Source organism: Gilliamella sp. BG7 (assembly GCF_046635565.1).
Taxonomy (GTDB): Bacteria; Pseudomonadota; Gammaproteobacteria; order Enterobacterales; family Orbaceae; genus Gilliamella; species Gilliamella apicola_P.
On sequence record NZ_JBIDFB010000010.1, the window covers coordinates 35,005 to 52,516 of the forward strand.

Annotated in this window: 17 protein-coding genes and 1 riboswitch; of the genes, 13 read left to right on the forward strand and 4 right to left on the reverse strand. The window is 34.9% G+C overall.

Translation table 11 applies throughout. From position 1 onward, the window contains the following. The first annotated feature begins 16 nt into the window (after positions 1–16). The 11 genes from putP to adk all read left to right on the forward strand — a co-directional run bounded on the left by putP (position 17) and on the right by adk (position 11,088). Positions 17–1,504, forward strand: coding sequence for a sodium/proline symporter PutP (gene putP, locus ACGH49_RS07685; RefSeq protein ID WP_411588919.1), 1,488 nt, complete (start codon positions 17–19; stop codon positions 1,502–1,504). Positions 1,505–1,560: 56 nt separating this feature from the next. Continuing rightward, entirely contained in the window at positions 1,561–2,832 is a 1,272-nt protein-coding gene (gene tyrS, locus ACGH49_RS07690; protein ID WP_218058596.1) for a tyrosine--tRNA ligase, read from the forward strand. A gap of 4 nt (positions 2,833–2,836) precedes the next feature. Then, entirely contained in the window at positions 2,837–3,703 is an 867-nt protein-coding gene (gene pdxY, locus ACGH49_RS07695) for a pyridoxal kinase PdxY (RefSeq protein WP_411588920.1), read from the forward strand. Positions 3,704–3,760: 57 nt separating this feature from the next. Continuing rightward, positions 3,761–4,204: a helix-turn-helix domain-containing protein gene (locus ACGH49_RS07700; RefSeq protein WP_081298003.1), complete on the forward strand. Its 444-nt coding sequence runs from the start codon at positions 3,761–3,763 to the stop codon at positions 4,202–4,204. 85 nt (positions 4,205–4,289) lie between these two features. After that, positions 4,290–5,399, forward strand: coding sequence for a flavodoxin-dependent (E)-4-hydroxy-3-methylbut-2-enyl-diphosphate synthase (gene ispG, locus ACGH49_RS07705; RefSeq protein ID WP_411588921.1), 1,110 nt, complete (start codon positions 4,290–4,292; stop codon positions 5,397–5,399). Positions 5,400–5,423: 24 nt separating this feature from the next. After that, on the forward strand, positions 5,424–6,701 hold the full coding sequence (gene hisS / locus ACGH49_RS07710; RefSeq protein WP_411588922.1) for a histidine--tRNA ligase: 1,278 nt from the start codon (positions 5,424–5,426) through the stop codon (positions 6,699–6,701). A gap of 18 nt (positions 6,702–6,719) precedes the next feature. After that, positions 6,720–7,478, forward strand: coding sequence for a tetratricopeptide repeat protein (locus ACGH49_RS07715; protein WP_411588923.1), 759 nt, complete (start codon positions 6,720–6,722; stop codon positions 7,476–7,478). A gap of 26 nt (positions 7,479–7,504) precedes the next feature. After that, positions 7,505–8,677 carry an outer membrane protein assembly factor BamB gene (gene bamB / locus ACGH49_RS07720; RefSeq protein ID WP_034913301.1) on the forward strand — a complete coding sequence of 391 codons (1,173 nt, stop codon included), beginning with the start codon at positions 7,505–7,507 and terminating at the stop codon, positions 8,675–8,677. A gap of 19 nt (positions 8,678–8,696) precedes the next feature. Next, positions 8,697–10,151, forward strand: a complete 1,455-nt coding sequence (gene der, locus ACGH49_RS07725; protein WP_411588924.1) for a ribosome biogenesis GTPase Der — start codon at positions 8,697–8,699, stop codon at positions 10,149–10,151. 3 nt (positions 10,152–10,154) lie between these two features. Continuing rightward, positions 10,155–10,406: a zinc-ribbon domain-containing protein gene (locus tag ACGH49_RS07730; protein WP_081297592.1), complete on the forward strand. Its 252-nt coding sequence runs from the start codon at positions 10,155–10,157 to the stop codon at positions 10,404–10,406. A 37-nt stretch (positions 10,407–10,443) separates the two neighbouring features. Continuing rightward, positions 10,444–11,088, forward strand: coding sequence for an adenylate kinase (adk, locus tag ACGH49_RS07735; RefSeq protein WP_411588925.1), 645 nt, complete (start codon positions 10,444–10,446; stop codon positions 11,086–11,088). Between the two features lie 275 nt (positions 11,089–11,363). On the opposite strand, the gene ybeD is transcribed toward adk, so the two are convergent. Continuing rightward, on the reverse strand, positions 11,364–11,630 hold the full coding sequence (gene ybeD / locus ACGH49_RS07740) for a DUF493 family protein YbeD (RefSeq protein ID WP_411588926.1): 267 nt from the start codon (positions 11,628–11,630) through the stop codon (positions 11,364–11,366). A gap of 198 nt (positions 11,631–11,828) precedes the next feature. Here ybeD and gss point away from each other — a divergent pair, with 198 nt between their 5' ends. Next, on the forward strand, positions 11,829–13,703 hold the full coding sequence (gene gss / locus ACGH49_RS07745; protein WP_065606521.1) for a bifunctional glutathionylspermidine amidase/synthase: 1,875 nt from the start codon (positions 11,829–11,831) through the stop codon (positions 13,701–13,703). A 590-nt stretch (positions 13,704–14,293) separates the two neighbouring features. After that, positions 14,294–14,415, forward strand: a riboswitch (molybdenum cofactor riboswitch). After that, entirely contained in the window at positions 14,412–15,386 is a 975-nt protein-coding gene (moaA, locus tag ACGH49_RS07750) for a GTP 3',8-cyclase MoaA (RefSeq protein ID WP_411588928.1), read from the forward strand. Its footprint overlaps the riboswitch before it by 4 nt. Here the strand turns inward: moaA and gluQRS are convergent. The 3 genes from gluQRS to folK all read right to left on the reverse strand — a co-directional run bounded on the left by gluQRS (position 15,366) and on the right by folK (position 17,367). Further along, entirely contained in the window at positions 15,366–16,256 is an 891-nt protein-coding gene (gene gluQRS / locus ACGH49_RS07755; protein WP_065606516.1) for a tRNA glutamyl-Q(34) synthetase GluQRS, read from the reverse strand. The two genes, moaA and gluQRS, sit on opposite strands and share 21 nt — an antisense overlap. A gap of 33 nt (positions 16,257–16,289) precedes the next feature. Continuing rightward, positions 16,290–16,745: an RNA polymerase-binding protein DksA gene (gene dksA / locus ACGH49_RS07760; RefSeq protein ID WP_065606514.1), complete on the reverse strand. Its 456-nt coding sequence runs from the start codon at positions 16,743–16,745 to the stop codon at positions 16,290–16,292. A gap of 136 nt (positions 16,746–16,881) precedes the next feature. After that, positions 16,882–17,367, reverse strand: coding sequence for a 2-amino-4-hydroxy-6-hydroxymethyldihydropteridine diphosphokinase (folK, locus tag ACGH49_RS07765; protein ID WP_065606512.1), 486 nt, complete (start codon positions 17,365–17,367; stop codon positions 16,882–16,884). Positions 17,368–17,512: the final 145 nt, after the last annotated feature.

Genomic DNA, 17,512 nt, shown 5'->3' on the forward strand with positions numbered 1-17,512 from the left:
AAGGTTTTTTAAAGATATGCCCTTACCAATGATTGTCACCTTTGCTGTATATATTTTAGGCATGATTGCCATAGGTTTTTTTGCGTTTCGTTCAACGCAAAATTTTGGTGATTATATTTTAGGTGGGCGTCGTATCGGTAGTGTTGTGACTGCGCTTTCAGCTGGCGCATCAGATATGAGTGGTTGGCTATTAATGGGATTACCTGGTGCTGTTTTTTTGTTTGGTATTTCACAAAGTTGGATTGCAATCGGATTGATTATTGGTGCTTATTTAAATTGGCTACTCATTGCAGGACGATTACGAGTCTTTACTGAAATCAATCATAATTCATTAACTTTACCCGATTATTTTGCTCGTCGATTTGATGATAAAAGCTCACTTCTACGCATTATTTCAGCTGTCATTATTCTAATATTTTTTACTATTTATTGTGCTTCTGGCGTAGTTGCGGGTGCAAAGTTATTCGAGAGTACATTTGGTATGAGCTATGGCTGGGCGATGTTAGCGGGTGCAGGTGCAACAATTGCCTATACGTTTATCGGTGGTTTTTTAGCAGTAAGCTGGACTGATACTATTCAAGCTAGTTTAATGATGTTTGCACTTATTCTAACGCCAATTATGGTTATGGTGAATGCTGGTGGGCTTTCTGATGCATTGATATATATTGAATCGCTCAATTCAGATTATACCAATTTATTTGCTCATATGGATTTTATTGCCATTATTTCATTATTAGGTTGGGGGCTTGGATATTTTGGGCAACCTCATATTTTAGCCAGATTTATGGCTGCTGATTCACATGAAGTAATGAAAAACGCTCGACGGATTAGTATGACATGGATGGTTTTGTGTTTAGCTGGCGCAATCACGGTTGGTTTTTTTGGTATCGCCTTTTTTGCTCATAATCCAGATTTATCTTACTTGATTAATGATGGTAAACATGAACGTATTTTTATCGAATTGTCGAAATTACTTTTTAATCCTTGGATTGCTGGTATTTTGTTGGCCGCTATTTTAGCAGCGGTCATGAGCACATTAAGTTGTCAATTATTAGTTTGTTCAAGTGCTCTAACGGAAGATTTTTATCGTGCGTTTTTTAGACCAAAAGCAAAACAAAAGGAACTGGTATGGGTTGGTCGTATAATGGTGCTATTAGTTTCAGTTATTGCTATTTTATTAGCTATTAATCCAAATAATAGCGTACTTGATTTAGTAAGTCATGCTTGGGCTGGATTTGGTGCGGCGTTTGGTCCTATAATCGTATTTTCTGTTTTTTGGTCGCGTATGACACGTAATGGAGCACTAGCTGGAATGATAACTGGTGCCGTAACTGTGTTGCTATGGATTAATTTTAATTGGTTTAATTTGTATTCGCTTATCCCTGGATTTTTATTTGCTTCTATAGCTATTATTATTTTTAGTCTTTTTGATAAAAAGCCAAACGAGATCGTAGCAGATCATTTTAAACAAGCGTATAAACGTTATCACAACAAAGTAAATTAGAATAAATCTTATTTAAACTAGAATATAAATGTAATAAATTTAATAGGTAAAATATCATGACAAAAAATGTGATCAAACAACTACAAGAACGTGGGCTGATTGCTCAGCTTACTGATGAAAAAGCACTAATAGAACAAATTGAACAAAATCCTATTGCGCTTTATTGTGGTTTTGATCCAACAGCAGATAGTTTGCATCTTGGTCATTTAGTTCCATTACTTTGTTTAAAACGTTTTCAGTTAGCTGGTCATAAACCTGTTGCGCTTGTAGGGGGAGCAACAGGATTAATTGGCGATCCAAGTTTTAAAGCTGTTGAACGAAAACTTAATACTGAGGAAACAGTTATTGAGTGGAGTGAAAAGATCAAACAACAAGTGTCACCATTTTTAGATTTTAATTGTGGTGGAAATTCAGCGATTGTGGCTAATAACTATGATTGGTTTAGTGGCATGAATGTACTGACATTTTTACGTGATGTTGGTAAGTATTTTTCAGTTAATGCGATGATCAATAAAGAATCAGTTAAACAACGTATAGATCGTGATGAGGTGGGTATTTCATTTACTGAATTTTCTTATAGCTTATTACAATCTTATGATTTTGCTTGTTTGAATAAATCACATGATGTTGTTTTACAAATTGGTGGATCTGATCAGTGGGGTAATATTACTGCAGGTATTGATTTAACCCGTCGTTTACATCAAAAACAAGTTTATGGTTTGACTGTACCGTTAATCACTAAATCAGATGGTACCAAATTTGGTAAAACTGAAAGTGGTGCCGTATGGTTAGACCCTAAAAAGACAAGTCCTTATAAATTCTATCAATTTTGGATAAATACTGCTGATGCTGATGTTTATCGATTCTTAAAATTTTTCACATTTATGCCTCTAAGTGAGATTGATGCATTGGAGGAAAAAGATAAAAATAGTGGCGTTGCACCACGAGCTCAATATGTACTTGCTGAGCAAGTTACACGCTTAGTTCATGGTGAAGAAGGATTGATTGCAGCAAAACGCATTACAGAAAGTTTATTCTCTGGCAAATTAACTGACTTATCCGAAGCTGACTTTGAACAATTAGCTCAAGATGGTATGCCAACATTAGCCGTTGAGGAAAATGTTGATTTGCAACAAGCAATTGTTAATGCGGAATTTGCACCATCAAGAGGACAAGCTAGAACAATGATTGAATCTAATGCTATTTCTGTTAATGGTGAACGTAACACTACAACTGATTACCGTTTTACTGATAGTGATAAACTATATAATCGTTATACTTTACTTCGTCGTGGTAAAAAATATTACTGCTTATTAATTTGGAGTTAATTTCATGAAAAATATTTTATCTATTCAGTCACATGTTGTATTTGGTCATGCTGGGAATAGTGCGGCTGTATTTCCTATGCGTCGAATAGGTGTAAATGTTTGGCCTTTAAACACTGTACAATTTTCTAACCATACTCAATATCGACAATGGACTGGAACGGTAATGTCTGCATCACATTTAACAGAAATTGCTGATGGAATTAATGAAATCGATGAGTTGAAACGGTGTGATGCGGTATTAAGTGGTTATATGGGATCACCAGAACAAGGTAATGCAATTATAGAAATAGTTAAAAAAGTAAAAGCTGTTAACCCTAATGCGATTTACTTTTGTGATCCTGTAATGGGACATCCTGAAAAAGGATGTTTTGTTGCTCCTGGTGTTTCTGAGTTTTTATGTAATACTGTGTTGCCTGTGGCAGATATGATGGCTCCCAATATTTTGGAACTTGAAGAGCTTAATGGAAAACAACGTATTAATAATGTTGATGAAGCAATTTTAGCTTGTCGAGAGTTATGTAAAAAAGGACCTAAAGCAATTTTAGTTAAACATTTAAGCAGAGCTGGATATAAAATTAATCGTTTTGAAATGTTGCTTGTAACTAGTGACGAAGCATGGCATATTGATCGCCCGCTAGTTGATTTTGGTGTAAGACAACCCGTGGGTGTTGGTGATATGACAAGCGGGCTTTTTTTAGCTAATATTTTACTTGGGAAATCATTGGTTGAAGCTTTAGAACATACTACCTCAGCCGTGTATGCGGTTATGCTTGAAACCTTAAAGCAAGATGAATATGAATTACAATTAGTTGCAGCTCAAAATGAAATTGAAAAACCAACACGATGGATTAATGCAAACAAAATTGATTAATTGAAGAAATAAGTGAAAATCGAATTAGCTAACGATTAGTATTAAATTTATGAGGATATGATGGACGATATTTCATTAGGAGTGATGCTTGCTGATTTACGAGAAAAAATGGGATTAACTCAAGATGATATTGCCAATAAAATTCATGTGCGAAAGACAGTAGTTGTTCATATCGAAAATGATCGGTTACCTCATGCCCCGCTTGTTTTTATAAAAGGTTATATTCGTACTTATGCTGAAATAGTTGGCTTATCATCAGATTACTATCAACCTTATCTAGATGAATTAACTAAAAAATTTAAGTCTCAACAAAAGAAAGTGCAAATACAAATGTTTATAACAAAAAAACAAGGAAAAGCTCCATTTATCTTTTGGGGAATATTTATTCTTCTTTGTGCTCTTTGTATAACGTTATATTATGTTAATAAAGACAATAAAAATAATCTTATTGAAGTAAGTCATTATATTTCGCCATCCTCTTCTACTCGTGTTAATAGTTAGCAAATTTTCTTATTCTCATACAGACATTTGCCTTAAATCTTGTTAAGATTGCTGGCTAGTTATTTTGTAAAATGGTTAAATATGTATGAGTCATCAAGATTTACCAATTGTTAGACGAGAATCAACCCGAATTTATGTCGGCAATGTTCCTATTGGTAACGGAGCTCCGATTGCAGTTCAATCAATGACAAATACTCGAACCACAGATGTAGAAAAAACAGTAGCCCAAATTCAAGCACTTGAACGTGTTGGTGTAGATATTGTGCGGGTTTCCATACCTACAATGGATGCAGCTGAAGCTTTTAAATTTATTAAGCAGCAGGCAAAAGTTCCACTCATTGCCGATATTCATTTTGATTATCGTATTGCATTAAAGGTTGCCGAATATGGCGTTGATTGCTTAAGAATTAATCCTGGCAATATAGGTAATGAATCAAGAATTCGAGCTGTTGTTGATTGCGCTAAAGATAAAAATATCCCGATACGAATCGGTGTTAATTCTGGTTCTCTTGAAAAAGATATTCAAGAAAAATATGGTGAACCTACTCCAAAAGCGATAGTTGAATCAGCGATGCGCCATGTCGATATACTTAACCGACTTAATTTCGAACAGTTTAAAGTTAGTGTAAAAGCATCTGATGTGTTTACTGCAGTTGATGCTTATCGATTGTTAGCTAAGCAAATAAAGCAACCATTGCATCTAGGTATAACTGAAGCAGGTGGTGTTCGAAGTGGTGCTATTAAATCGGCCATTGGATTGGGATTATTGTTATCAGAAGGTATTGGCGATACACTTCGAGTTTCCTTAGCGGCTGACCCAACAGAAGAAGTGAAAGTTGGATTTGATATTTTAAAATCGCTGCGTATACGGTCTCGTGGTATTAATTTTATTGTGTGTCCAACCTGTTCTCGCCAAGAGTTTGATGTGATTAATACAGTCAATACATTAGAACAGCGATTAGAAGATATTATTACGCCAATGGATGTATCAATTATTGGCTGTGTGGTTAACGGTCCTGGGGAGGCATTAGCTTCAACTATGGGCGTTGCTGGCGGTCATAACAAAAGTGGTTTTTATGAAGATGGTGTACGTATTGGCCGTATTGATAATGAACAAATGATTGATAAATTAGAAGCTAAAATTCGTGCTAAAGCATTAATATTGAAAAACAGAATTGCAGCAACTGAATTATAATTTTATTAGATAGCGAATAAATAAATGACAGAGAAAAAGATCCAATCTATACGAGGAATGAACGATTTACTCCCAACAGATAGTGCAAGTTGGCAACAGATTGAAAAAATCGTTAAAGGTGTACTAAATAGTTATGGCTACAACGAAATTAGAACGCCTATTGTTGAAGATACTGCGCTATTTAAACGGGCGGTCGGAGAAGTCACCGATATTGTTGAAAAAGAGATGTATACTTTCAATGATCGAAATGATGAAAGCATCACTTTACGCCCAGAAATTACCGCAGGTTGTGTTCGAGCAGGAATTGAACACGGTCTTTTTTATAATCAAGAACAACGCCTTTGGTATTTAGGACCAGCTTTTCGTTATGAAAAACCACAAAAAGGGCGCTATCGTCAATTTCATCAATTTGGTGTTGAAGTCTTTGGGCTTGAAGGGCCAAATATTGATGCTGAGCTTATTTTATTAACGGCTCGTTTTTGGAAAGCCCTTGGTATTGAACAGCATACTTCTCTTGAACTTAATTCAATTGGTTCGCTTGAAGCAAGAGCCAATTATCGAAATGCGTTGGTTGCTTTTCTTGAGCAACATAAAGGTAAATTAGATGAAGACTGTTTACGTAGAATGTATACTAACCCATTGCGCGTACTTGATTCAAAAAATCCAGTTGTTCAAGAGTTGCTGAATCAAGCTCCAAAATTGTTTGATTATTTAGATGAAGAATCTAAAATTCACTTCGAAAGCTTATGCCGACTATTGGATAATGCTGGAATAGAATATAATATTAATCAAAGATTAGTACGCGGTTTAGATTACTATAATCGAACAGTTTTTGAATGGGTAACTAACAGCCTAGGGGCACAGGGAACAGTTTGTGGTGGTGGTCGCTATGATGGTCTTGTAGGCCAACTTGGCGGGCAACCAACACCAGCAGTTGGTTTTGCAATGGGGGTTGAGCGTTTAGTGCTATTAGTGCAAGCGGTTAATCCATCATTTTATTGTGATAATTCGATTGATATTTATATGATTTCATCTGGTGATGAAAAGACCATATCAGCTGCTCAAAGTGTTGCAGAGCAATTACGTGATGGTTTTCCTGATTGGCGAATCATGACAAATTATGGTAGCAGTAATTTTAAGAAACAATTTACCAAAGCAGATAAATTAGGTGCTAAGATAGCAGTTATTATTGGTGAAAATGAATTAGCTAATCAAACAGTAATGATTAAAAATTTACAAACAGGCGAACAATTTGAAGTGGCACAAGCAGATATTATCCAAACTTGTTTGTCTATTAAGTAAAGGAAATAGGAGAAAAACGTGAGTCATCAGTTATCCAGTGAAGAACAAATTGAAGAGATAAAAGGTTTTTTTGCTAAAACATGGAAAATTATGGTTGCCATTATTGTGATTGGATTATTGGCCTTTTATGGCTGGCGTTATTGGCAATCATATAAAGTTGAAAAGGCGATAGCATCATCAGATAAGTATGAACAATTAATTGCTCAATTAGATGATAATAAACCAGATTCTGTTAATGAATTAGTATCTTTTGCTAAAAACAATGATACTATTTATAGCGTGTTTGCTAATTTGCGTGCAGCAAAATTTTATGTTGAGGTATTAAAAGATTATTCTGGAGCTCAATCTTTGTTAGTTGATGCATTAAAGAAAACTGATTCAGAGCCTGTGAAAGCGATTACCAATATTCGTATAGCACACTTACAGTATCAACAAGGTCAATATCAAGAAAGTCTAACATCTTTAGGTAATGTAACTAATGAAAGTTGGGGTGCTGTAATTAATGATCTCCGCGGTGATGTGCTTGTAAAAATGACTCGTTATGCTGACGCAGTTAGTGCTTATAATGTTGCTTTGACTTCTTCACCAACTAAAGATTTAGAAGAAAGTATTAAAATGAAGTTGAACCAAGCTGAATATTTAAAAGCAAAACAACAAGTTGAACAAGAAGCTTTAGCTACTAAAGAAAAGGCAGAAAAAGAGGCTCAGGCAGCCAAAGAAAAAGCAGAGCAAGAAGCTAAAGCGAAACAAGCTGCATCTGAAGAAAGTAAAAATTAATTTATCCTGCTATAAGGGTCTATACAATGAAGTTATCAAAATATCTTTTTGTTGGTGTTTTTGTTTTTTCACTAGCTGGGTGTTCTTTATTCGGTAAAGAAGATGAGATTGTACAAATTGCACCGTCACCGAAAGTAGATAATCAATTTTCTATCCAACAAGTATGGAAAAATAGTACTGCTGGTAATACTCATATTTATTCATTATTAGGTCCGATTAATTATGATAATGCTATCTATGTAGCGAGTCGTAGTGGACAAGTTAAGGCAATTGATTTATCAAGCGGTAATACTATATGGGATGCTAATTTATCTAAAAGTACACTTTTCAGTAGTAAAACTGCACTATTTTCAGGTGGTGTAAGTGCTGATGATAAATATGTCTATGTAGGTAGTGAACGTGCCATTGTCTATGCGTTAGATCGTCTCAACGGTAAAGTTGTTTGGGAAAAAGCAGTGAAAGGGGAAGTACTTGCTCGCCCGGTATCTTCTGATAATAAATTAATAATTCATACTGCTAATGGTGTTCTTCAAGGTATTAATCGTGACACTGGTGATTATTTGTGGGATGTTTCCTTCGAAGTTCCAACATTATCAATAAGAGGTAACTCTACACCCACTATCGCTCATGGTGCAGCAATCGTTGGTGATGATAATGGTCGAGTAAATGCTTACTATATTAATGATGGCCAATTAATTTGGCAGCAACGCATTTCACAGCCATCAGGCTCTACAGAAATAGCAAAATTGAATGATGTTGATTCTACTCCGGTAGTTGAAGGTAATTTAGTTTATTCTGTTGGTTATAATGGTAGTGTTGTTGCGCTTGATTTAAGTAATGGTCAGACTGTTTGGCGTAAAGTACTAGGATCTATTCATAGCTTTGCTGTTGATACCGATAGATTGTTTGTTATTGATCAGGATGACAATGTTCGAGCCATCGCTAAGAGTGGTGGCGGAGAACTTTGGACTCAGTCAAACTTTACTCATCGTTTGTTAACTGATCCTGTCATCTACCAAAATTATGTCGTGTTTGGTGATTTTGAAGGTTACCTATATTGGTTAAATGCTGAAAGTGGTGAACTTGTTGCTAAAACACAAGTGAGTAGTAGCGGATTAATATCTAAACCATTAGTTGTAAGCAATAAGTTAATTGTCCAAGCTAAAAATGGTGATATTTACGCCTTTACAAAGAATTAAAGTAATCTAGAGAAGAAACATGGTACCTGTTGTAGCGCTTGTTGGTCGTCCAAATGTTGGAAAGTCGACTCTATTTAATCGGTTAACACGAACTCGAGATGCCTTAGTGGCTGACTTTCCTGGATTAACTCGTGATCGTAAATATGGAAGAGCTGAGATCAAGGGTCATGAATATATCTTGATTGATACTGGTGGTATTGATGGAACAGAAGATGGGGTTGAAAGCTTTATGGCTGAGCAATCTCTGCAAGCAATAGAAGAAGCTGATATTGTTCTTTTCTTAGTTGATGCTAGAGCTGGTACAATGCCAGCCGATCATACTATTGCAAAACATCTCCGTTCTCGCGATAAAGCTACTTTTTTAGTAGTCAATAAAATTGATGGTATTGATGCCGATACTGCGATTTCTGATTTTTATGGTTTAGGATTGGGAGAAATTCATCCAATTGCAGCTAGTCATGGTCGTGGTGTAAGTTCATTAATTGAAACTGTATTAGATCCTATTTTCCAGTTCGATAATAACTCAGATGATAATCAACAATTAGATGATCTAACTGAATTATGTGATGATTTTGTTGATGAAACAGAATCATTAATCAATCAACCTATCAAAGTTGCTATTGTTGGCCGACCAAATGTTGGTAAGTCAACACTAACTAATCGAATTTTAGGTGAAGAGCGAGTTGTTGTATATGATATGCCAGGGACAACTCGAGACAGTATCTATATACCAATGAATCGAGATGAACGTGAGTATATCTTGATTGATACGGCTGGTGTACGTAAACGAGGAAAAGTTACTGAAAAAGTTGAAAAATTTTCAGTTATTAAAACGTTACAAGCAATTGAAGATGCTAATGTAGTTATTTTAGTTATTGATGCCAGAGAAGGTGTATCCGATCAAGACTTATCATTGCTTGGTTTTATTATTAATAGTGGGCGCTCACTTGTAATAGCCGTTAATAAATGGGATGGTTTATCACAAGATATCAAAGAGCAAGTTAAAACGACATTAGATGATAGATTAGATTTTATTGATTTTGCTCGTGTGCACTTTATTTCTGCGTTGCATGGTAGTGGTGTTGGTAACTTATTTGATTCGATTCAAGAAGCATATGATTGTGCAACACGTCGCGTTAATACCGCATTATTAACCAAGATTATGCAAATGGCACAAGATGACCATCAGCCGCCTTTAGTTCGAGGGCGACGTGTTAAACTAAAATATGCACATGCTGGTGGTTATAATCCACCAATTGTTGTGATTCATGGTAATCAAGTAGAAGATCTACCAGATTCTTATAAACGTTATTTGATGAACTATTTTAGACGATCACTAAAAATCATGGGGTCACCAATTCGAATTCAGTTTAAAGAAGGGGCTAACCCATTCGAAGGTAGAAAAAATACTTTAACTGCATCACAGCAACGTAAACGTCGTCGATTAATGAAGCATGTAAGAGGGCGAAATTAATTTATGTCAGGAAAATTAATAAATGATTCTGGGAAAGAAGGCCTTTGTCCAAAGTGTCATCATAAAATGAGTGTTGTTTCACCACAGAATTTTAATTGTCCTCATTGTAAGCAACATTATCTTGAACAGTATATTTGCCCGACTTGTTTGCAAAAAGCTCAAATGATCAAAGGTTGTGGAGCGGTTAACTATATTTGCCCAACTGATGGTTTGATATCCAGCAGTAAGGTGATATTTCATTACTTACCAGAATAGAAGCTTTATTTATATTAAAGCCATAAGAGGTTATTTTATGCGAATTATTTTATTAGGAGCACCAGGAGCAGGAAAGGGAACACAAGCACAATTTATTATGCAAAAATATGGTATTCCTCAAATTTCAACTGGTGATATGTTGCGAGCAGCAGTAAAAGCTGGTAGTCCACTTGGTTTACAAGCTAAGGAGTTAATGGATGCCGGTAAACTAGTTACCGATGAACTCGTTATTGCATTAGTTAAAGAACGTATTGCACAAAGCGATTGCGCTAATGGCTTTTTGCTAGATGGCTTCCCTCGCACGGTTCCACAAGCAGATGCAATGAAAACAGCTGGCATAAATGTTGACTATGTGCTTGAATTTGATGTACCAGACGCAGTGATTATTGATCGCATGAGTGGGCGCCGAATTCATGCTCCTTCAGGTCGTGTTTATCACATTCGCCATAATCCACCAAAGGTGGAAAATGTTGATGATGTGACTGGTGAACCACTTACTATTCGCAAAGATGATAACGAAGAAATCGTTCGTAAACGCCTTGTTGAATATCACGAATTGACTAAACCACTAATTAGTTATTATCAGCATGAAGCCAAAGAAGGGCGGACACAATATTTCTGTATCGATGGAACGCAAATTGTAACTGAAGTAACAAAAGAATTAGTGAAAATTTTAGGATAATTTGTTTTTTTATTAAAAGCGCAAGGCAGTTAACACTATCTTGCGTTTTATTATCTCGAATGAATTTATGTCACTACTTATACAACACTAATTTGAAAATCGTAATAAAATACATTGATTCTATAATATTTTCTAATTAATTCTTTTGTTATAATAAAGATGAATCTTTACTAAAATAACACTGGCAGAGTATTGATTTTATTTAATTTTAATCGTGTAACAGAAAGCCTTATCTATACCGATAAGACTTTCAATTTTTAGCAAAAAGTAAAACACTATAAAACCATTCTTACAATATCGATTTCGCCTAATTCTTTATAAAGACTTTCGACCTGATCGATATGCGTTGCATTAATGGTAATTGATACAGAATGATAATTACCTTTACTACTAGGTTTGATTGATGGCGTATAATCGCCAGGAGCATGGCGTTGAATCACTGATACCACTTTGTCTACAAGCTCTGGTTTTGCTTCTCCCATTACTTTATAGGTAAAAGAGCATGGGAACTCTAATAACTCATTTAATTTTGTTTTTTGCATAATTTTATTTTTCTCGTTTATTTGGTTTGGTGTATCGTTACGACTACCAAGAATAAACACTATATATAGGCAGTTTACTATTCTTCAAGTAACAAATAATAAACATTGCTTTTTAAAGTATATATTTTGATCTATGATAGAAATTATAACATAGTGTAATTAACGTATCTTGCTATTTACTAATAAGGCTAAAATAACATGTCATCTAAATCCAATAATAAAGAACCTTTTGGTACATTATTAGGGTATGCGCCAGGTGGCGTTGCCATTTATTCATCTGATTATGAAACTTTAGATCAAAAGCAATACCCTAATGATGCATCTTTTCGTAGTTATTCTGGTTATGAATATATGGGATATAAATGGCAATGCGTTGAATTTGCAAGGCGATTTTTATTTTTAAACTATGGTATTGTTTTTACAGATGTTGGTATGGCGCATGAAATTTTTTCACTACGTTTTCTAAGGAAAGTTGTTAATGAAGCGATTTTACCTTTGCAAGCTTTTGCAAACGGAAGCAAAAAAAAGCCCGAGGCTGGTGCGTTACTTGTTTGGGATGATGGTGGTTTTTTTGACCGTACAGGTCATGTAGCTATCATTACTGAAGTATTTAAAGATAAAGTACGGATAGCAGAACAAAATGTCATACATAAGCGTTTACCAATTGGGCAGCAATGGACTCGTGAACTTAAAATGACAGTGACCAGTGACGGTTACCAATTACATGACTCGTTTGATGATACGAAAATCTTAGGGTGGATGATTCAAACTGACAAGACTGAATATAGTTTACCGCAACCTAAAATTCCTAAACCGTTACTTGAAATTCATAGCGCGCATATTGAAAACCAAGGTCAATTTGATAAAAATTGGTTAAATGAATCAGATCCATTAGAAAGTGCGTATGTTTCAGCGACAGGTCATGCTATTAGTCATGATGATCACTATCGCTATTTCACTATTTCTGAAAGTGCCGAACAAGAGCTTATTCGCGCAACCAATGAATTACATTTAATGTATTTGCATGCCACAGATAAAGTATTAAAGGACGATAACTTATTACTTAATTTTAATATCCCAGAAATATTATGGCCAAGATTAAGACTTTCATGGCAGCAGCGCCGTTACCAAATGATTACTGGGCGGTTAGATTTTTGTATGGATGAACGAGGCTTTAAAGTCTATGAATATAATGCTGATTCTGCTTCTTGCCATACTGAAGCAGGTCATATTTTGCAAAAATGGGCTATTCAAGCTGGACTGAATATAGGAATCAATCCTAGTAGTGGTTTACTTAATTCTTTAGCTAACTGTTGGAAGCATAGTGATGCTCAATCTTTTGTTCATATTATGCAAGATAATGATAGTGAAGAAAATTATCATGCATTATTTATGCAAACAGCACTTACTCAAGCTGGATTTAATAGCAAGATTTTACGAGGGCTTACTGGACTAAGATGGGATAAACGTGGTCGACTTGTTGATGATGAAGATCGCCAAGTAACTTGTGTTTGGAAGACATGGGCTTGGGAAACAGTATTAGAGCAACTTCGAGAAGAAAGCGAGGCACAAATTGCAGGGTTACCAATTCGTACATGGCATCCTGAAAATTCAGTTAGATTGCTCGATGTACTTTTGCGACCGGAAGTCTCTGTTTTCGAACCACTGTGGACGGTTATTACAAGTAATAAAGCTATTTTACCCGTATTATGGTCTTTATTTCCTAATCATCGTTACCTATTAGAGTCTACATTTGAACTCAATGAAAGCCTAATTAAAAAAGGTTATGCAATAAAACCAATAGCTGGACGCCGTGGTAGTGATATTCAATTAGTGAATAATCAAGAACAGATCCTTGATAAAACAGTAGGACGATTTGCTAAACAAGAAAATATTTACCAAGAACTATGGTGCTTACCGAAAGTCGAAGATCGTTATCTACAGTTATGTACTTTTACTGTTGGTGGACATTATGGTGGGACTTGCTTACGCTCCGATCCTTCTTTAGTTATAAAAGGTGAAAGCGATATGCAACCATTACGAGTATTAACAGATGATGAGTTTTTAAAATAATTTTGTAAAAAAACTTTCAGGTAAATAGGCGTTTTAATATAAAATTTAGTTCATCATTTCTCAATGCTCCCCCGTATTGGTTACAGAATGTGGTCTTTGAATAGATATATGTATCATCCCTGATATTCTTCTTTTCAAGGCCACCATTACTTTGTTCTTATGTTAGAATTTTTTTCAGATAAATTTTTCTGCCAGTATTTGGTTTTAATACGCTGTTTATGGTTCGCTCTAGAAAAAAAAGCACAAGCTTGCCAAACATCCCATGTTTGACATGCTAACTTTACTTCGACACATTCTGACGTAGTAAAAAGACAGCCATATTAATTTTGAGTGTTATGAGAGTTTATTTTTTCTTATAAAATGGTTCAGATAGAGTATTGATTTTATTTTTAAATTAAATAGTTATAATGTATTATTGAGGAATAGATAATATTATAGTTAATTGTAGTAGCTCAGATTTAATTTGACAGACACTTATTACTCATTGGTCTTCATTTCAACAAAATGCGTGTCCGATGCGCAAAATAAATTATCCAACATTACGTTATAAAAATCACTTTGCTCATAGTCAAAAAATAAAGCCTATGCTAGACTGAACCAAACTCTGAAGCTTTTTTACCTAAGTGACATTTTCATATGGTGGATTAGCCGCGGTATAACGCAGAAATGGTTATGCTTCCCGATTTGGATAAGGTGTTTAATGTATATATGCAATTAGTTGATAATTATCAGCGTCGATTTCAATATCTGCGTTTGTCGATTACCGAGCTGTGTAATTTTCAGTGTCAGTACTGTTTACCACGTGGTTACCAGCCTAACAAGAAACATAAATTTTTGTCGCTCAGTGAAATTAATCATGTTGTGGCAACATTTACTGATCTCGGTGTACGCAAAATTCGATTAACTGGTGGCGAGCCTACTTTGCGTGGCGATTTTATTGATATCTTATCGCTCATATCCTCCTATCCCAGCGTGAAAGAACTCGCTATTACGACCAATGGTTCGCGTTTATTAAAAAATATTCACTATTGGCATCAAGCTGGTTTAAATGCGATTAATATTAGTATTGATAGTTTTTCTCCCCATTTATTTAAATTAATTACTGGTCAAGATAAGCTTAAAGAATTACTGCATTGTGTTGATAAATCGTTAGAAGTAGGTATAAAAAAAGTCAAAATTAACACCGTTTTGATGAAAAATATGAATGATAATTTAAATGATTATTTGTTATGGATTAAAAATATTCCAGTAGAGTTGCGTTTTATTGAACTTATGGAAACAGGCGAAAGCAATGATATATTTAATCGTTATCACTTGTCTGGTAGTTTTATTGAAACACAATTAATTGCGCAGGGGTGGGAGTTACAACCCAAAAAAACATTATCAGGTCCTGCTAAGATTTATGTGCACAGCGATTATCAAGGAAAAATTGGTTTGATTATGCCCTATTCAAAAGATTTTTGTAAAAGTTGCAATCGATTACGTGTATCATCTATCGGTAAGTTACATTACTGCCTATTTGGTGATGCGGCGGTTGATTTACGTGATTTGTTGGAAAGCTCAGAACAGAAACAACAATTAAAAGCAAAAATTCTTGCTTCATTAATGATTAAACCAGAAAAGCATTTGTTACATGATCATCGTGTAGGGATCACCCCTAATTTATCTTATATCGGTGGATAATTGGCTGTTCTGTTTTGGGACATTGTCAATTTGCCAATGTTGTATAGCCCAATCTAGTAACTGTTTTTGAGTGGCGTCTTGCCAATCTTCTGGCACATATTGTCCTAGAAACTGTAAAGCCTGGACGGTTAACGCTTTAAAATTTTTTAAATCAATCGGACTAGCATGATTTTGTTTTGATAGTTTATTGCCATTTTTATCTAATACTAGTGGTAAATGGCTGTAACTTGGCACAGAAAAACCAAGCAGTTGATATAGTGAGATTTGTTTTGCAGTAACAGGTAAAAGATCCGCGCCACGAACAATTTCGGTAATTCCTTGTTCATGATCGTCTAAAACTACCACTAAGTTATAGGCAGATAAGCCGTCTTTGCGGTGAATAATAAAATCTTCTTGCGCACTTGCTTTTTCAACTGTTTGTAAACCACGAATCTGATCTTTAAATTGAAAAATAGGATTATTTTGTTTTAAACGTACAGCAACTTGTTGCTTATTATTGATAGATAAATATCGTTCACGACAAAAGTTATCGTAAATACCATTTGTTAGGTTTTGAATTCGTTGTCTAGTACAGTCACAATAATAGGCTTGTTGTTTATCTATAAGTGTTTTTAAAACAGTGCGGTAACGCTCACTGCAAGATGATTGATACAAGACTGTATCATCCCAATATAAATTAAGCGCTTCAAGCGTTTTTAATATAAGTGATGATGCCCCTTTGATTTCTCGTGGTGGGTCGATATCTTCGATACGGACAAGCCATTTACCACGACAAGATTTAGCTTGGAGATAACTACCAAGAGCCGTTACCAACGAACCGAAATGTAATGGCCCGGATGGCGAAGGGGCAAAACGACCGATATAATGCATAGGTCTGATTTGGAATGATAGATAAAACTGGGATCACATACCCATTTGTTTTTCGCGAAGTTCAGCAAGCGTTTTGCAATCAATACATAAATCGGCTGTTGGCCTTGCTTCTAAACGGCGGATTCCAATTTCAACACCACAAGATTCACAATAACCAAAATCGTCTGATTCGATTTTCTTTAACGTTTTTTCAATTTTTTTGATGAGTCTTCTTTCTCTATCTCTAGCGCGTAATTCAAGGCTGAATTCTTCTTCTTGTGTTGCTCGGTCAGCCGGATCTGGAAAGTTCGCTGCTTCATCTTGCATATGTGTAACTGTTTTTCCCATTTCACCTTGTAGCTGTGTTAGCCAAGCTTCTAAAATAAGTTTGAAATGTTTCAATTGCTTAGGGTTCATGTACTCCTCATCTTTTGCCTCTTTATAAGGCTCAAGCCCAGCAATTGAAAGCAGGCTAAGAGAAGATGTATTTACTTTTTGTTCCTTTTTCACTGCAATCCCCTTAAGTAAAGATTATTTGAAAGCGCTAAACTATAGCAATAATTCAGCCTTTGGCAAATTTTTTTTATCATTTTTATAATTAAAAAATAAAAAAAATAGTACAACTATATGTTATTAATAAAGATAATTACTTATTCCACTTTTTTAATCCATTTTCAGAACATTTAGCTACTAAATCGTACAATTTGTCATTATCGGGGAAAATAAGTTCAGGACTGATATCAAATAGTGGATAGAGGACAAATTCTCTATTTTTCATATGATAATGAGGGATAGTAAGTCTTTCATTATTAATAACTAAGTCATCATAAAGTAAAATATCTAAATCTAGGGTTCTAGCACCCCAACGATTATCTTTGCGTACGCGTCCTTGTGCTTTTTCAATTACTTGTAGTTCATCAAGCAATGCTATAGGTGATAAGCTTGTCGTCAGTTTAATTACTGCATTAAGATAATCATTTTGATCTTGTGGTCCTAAGGGCTTACTTCGGTAAAATGGTGAAATATCTACCACTTTTGTGCTAGGCAAACAGCGTAATGATTCAATAGCACGATTAGCTTGTGCAAACGGATCTTCAAGGTTGCTCCCTAAAGCAACATAACAAATTGACATAATTAGACTTATTTTTTGTGATGTTAAGTACAATTTAATGGCAATATCTTAGCACATAAAACAATTGCCAAGAATAATTATATAAATAGATTCATACTTATGACTTTGTGTTATAAAAATATAACCATATAATCTTTAACTTTTT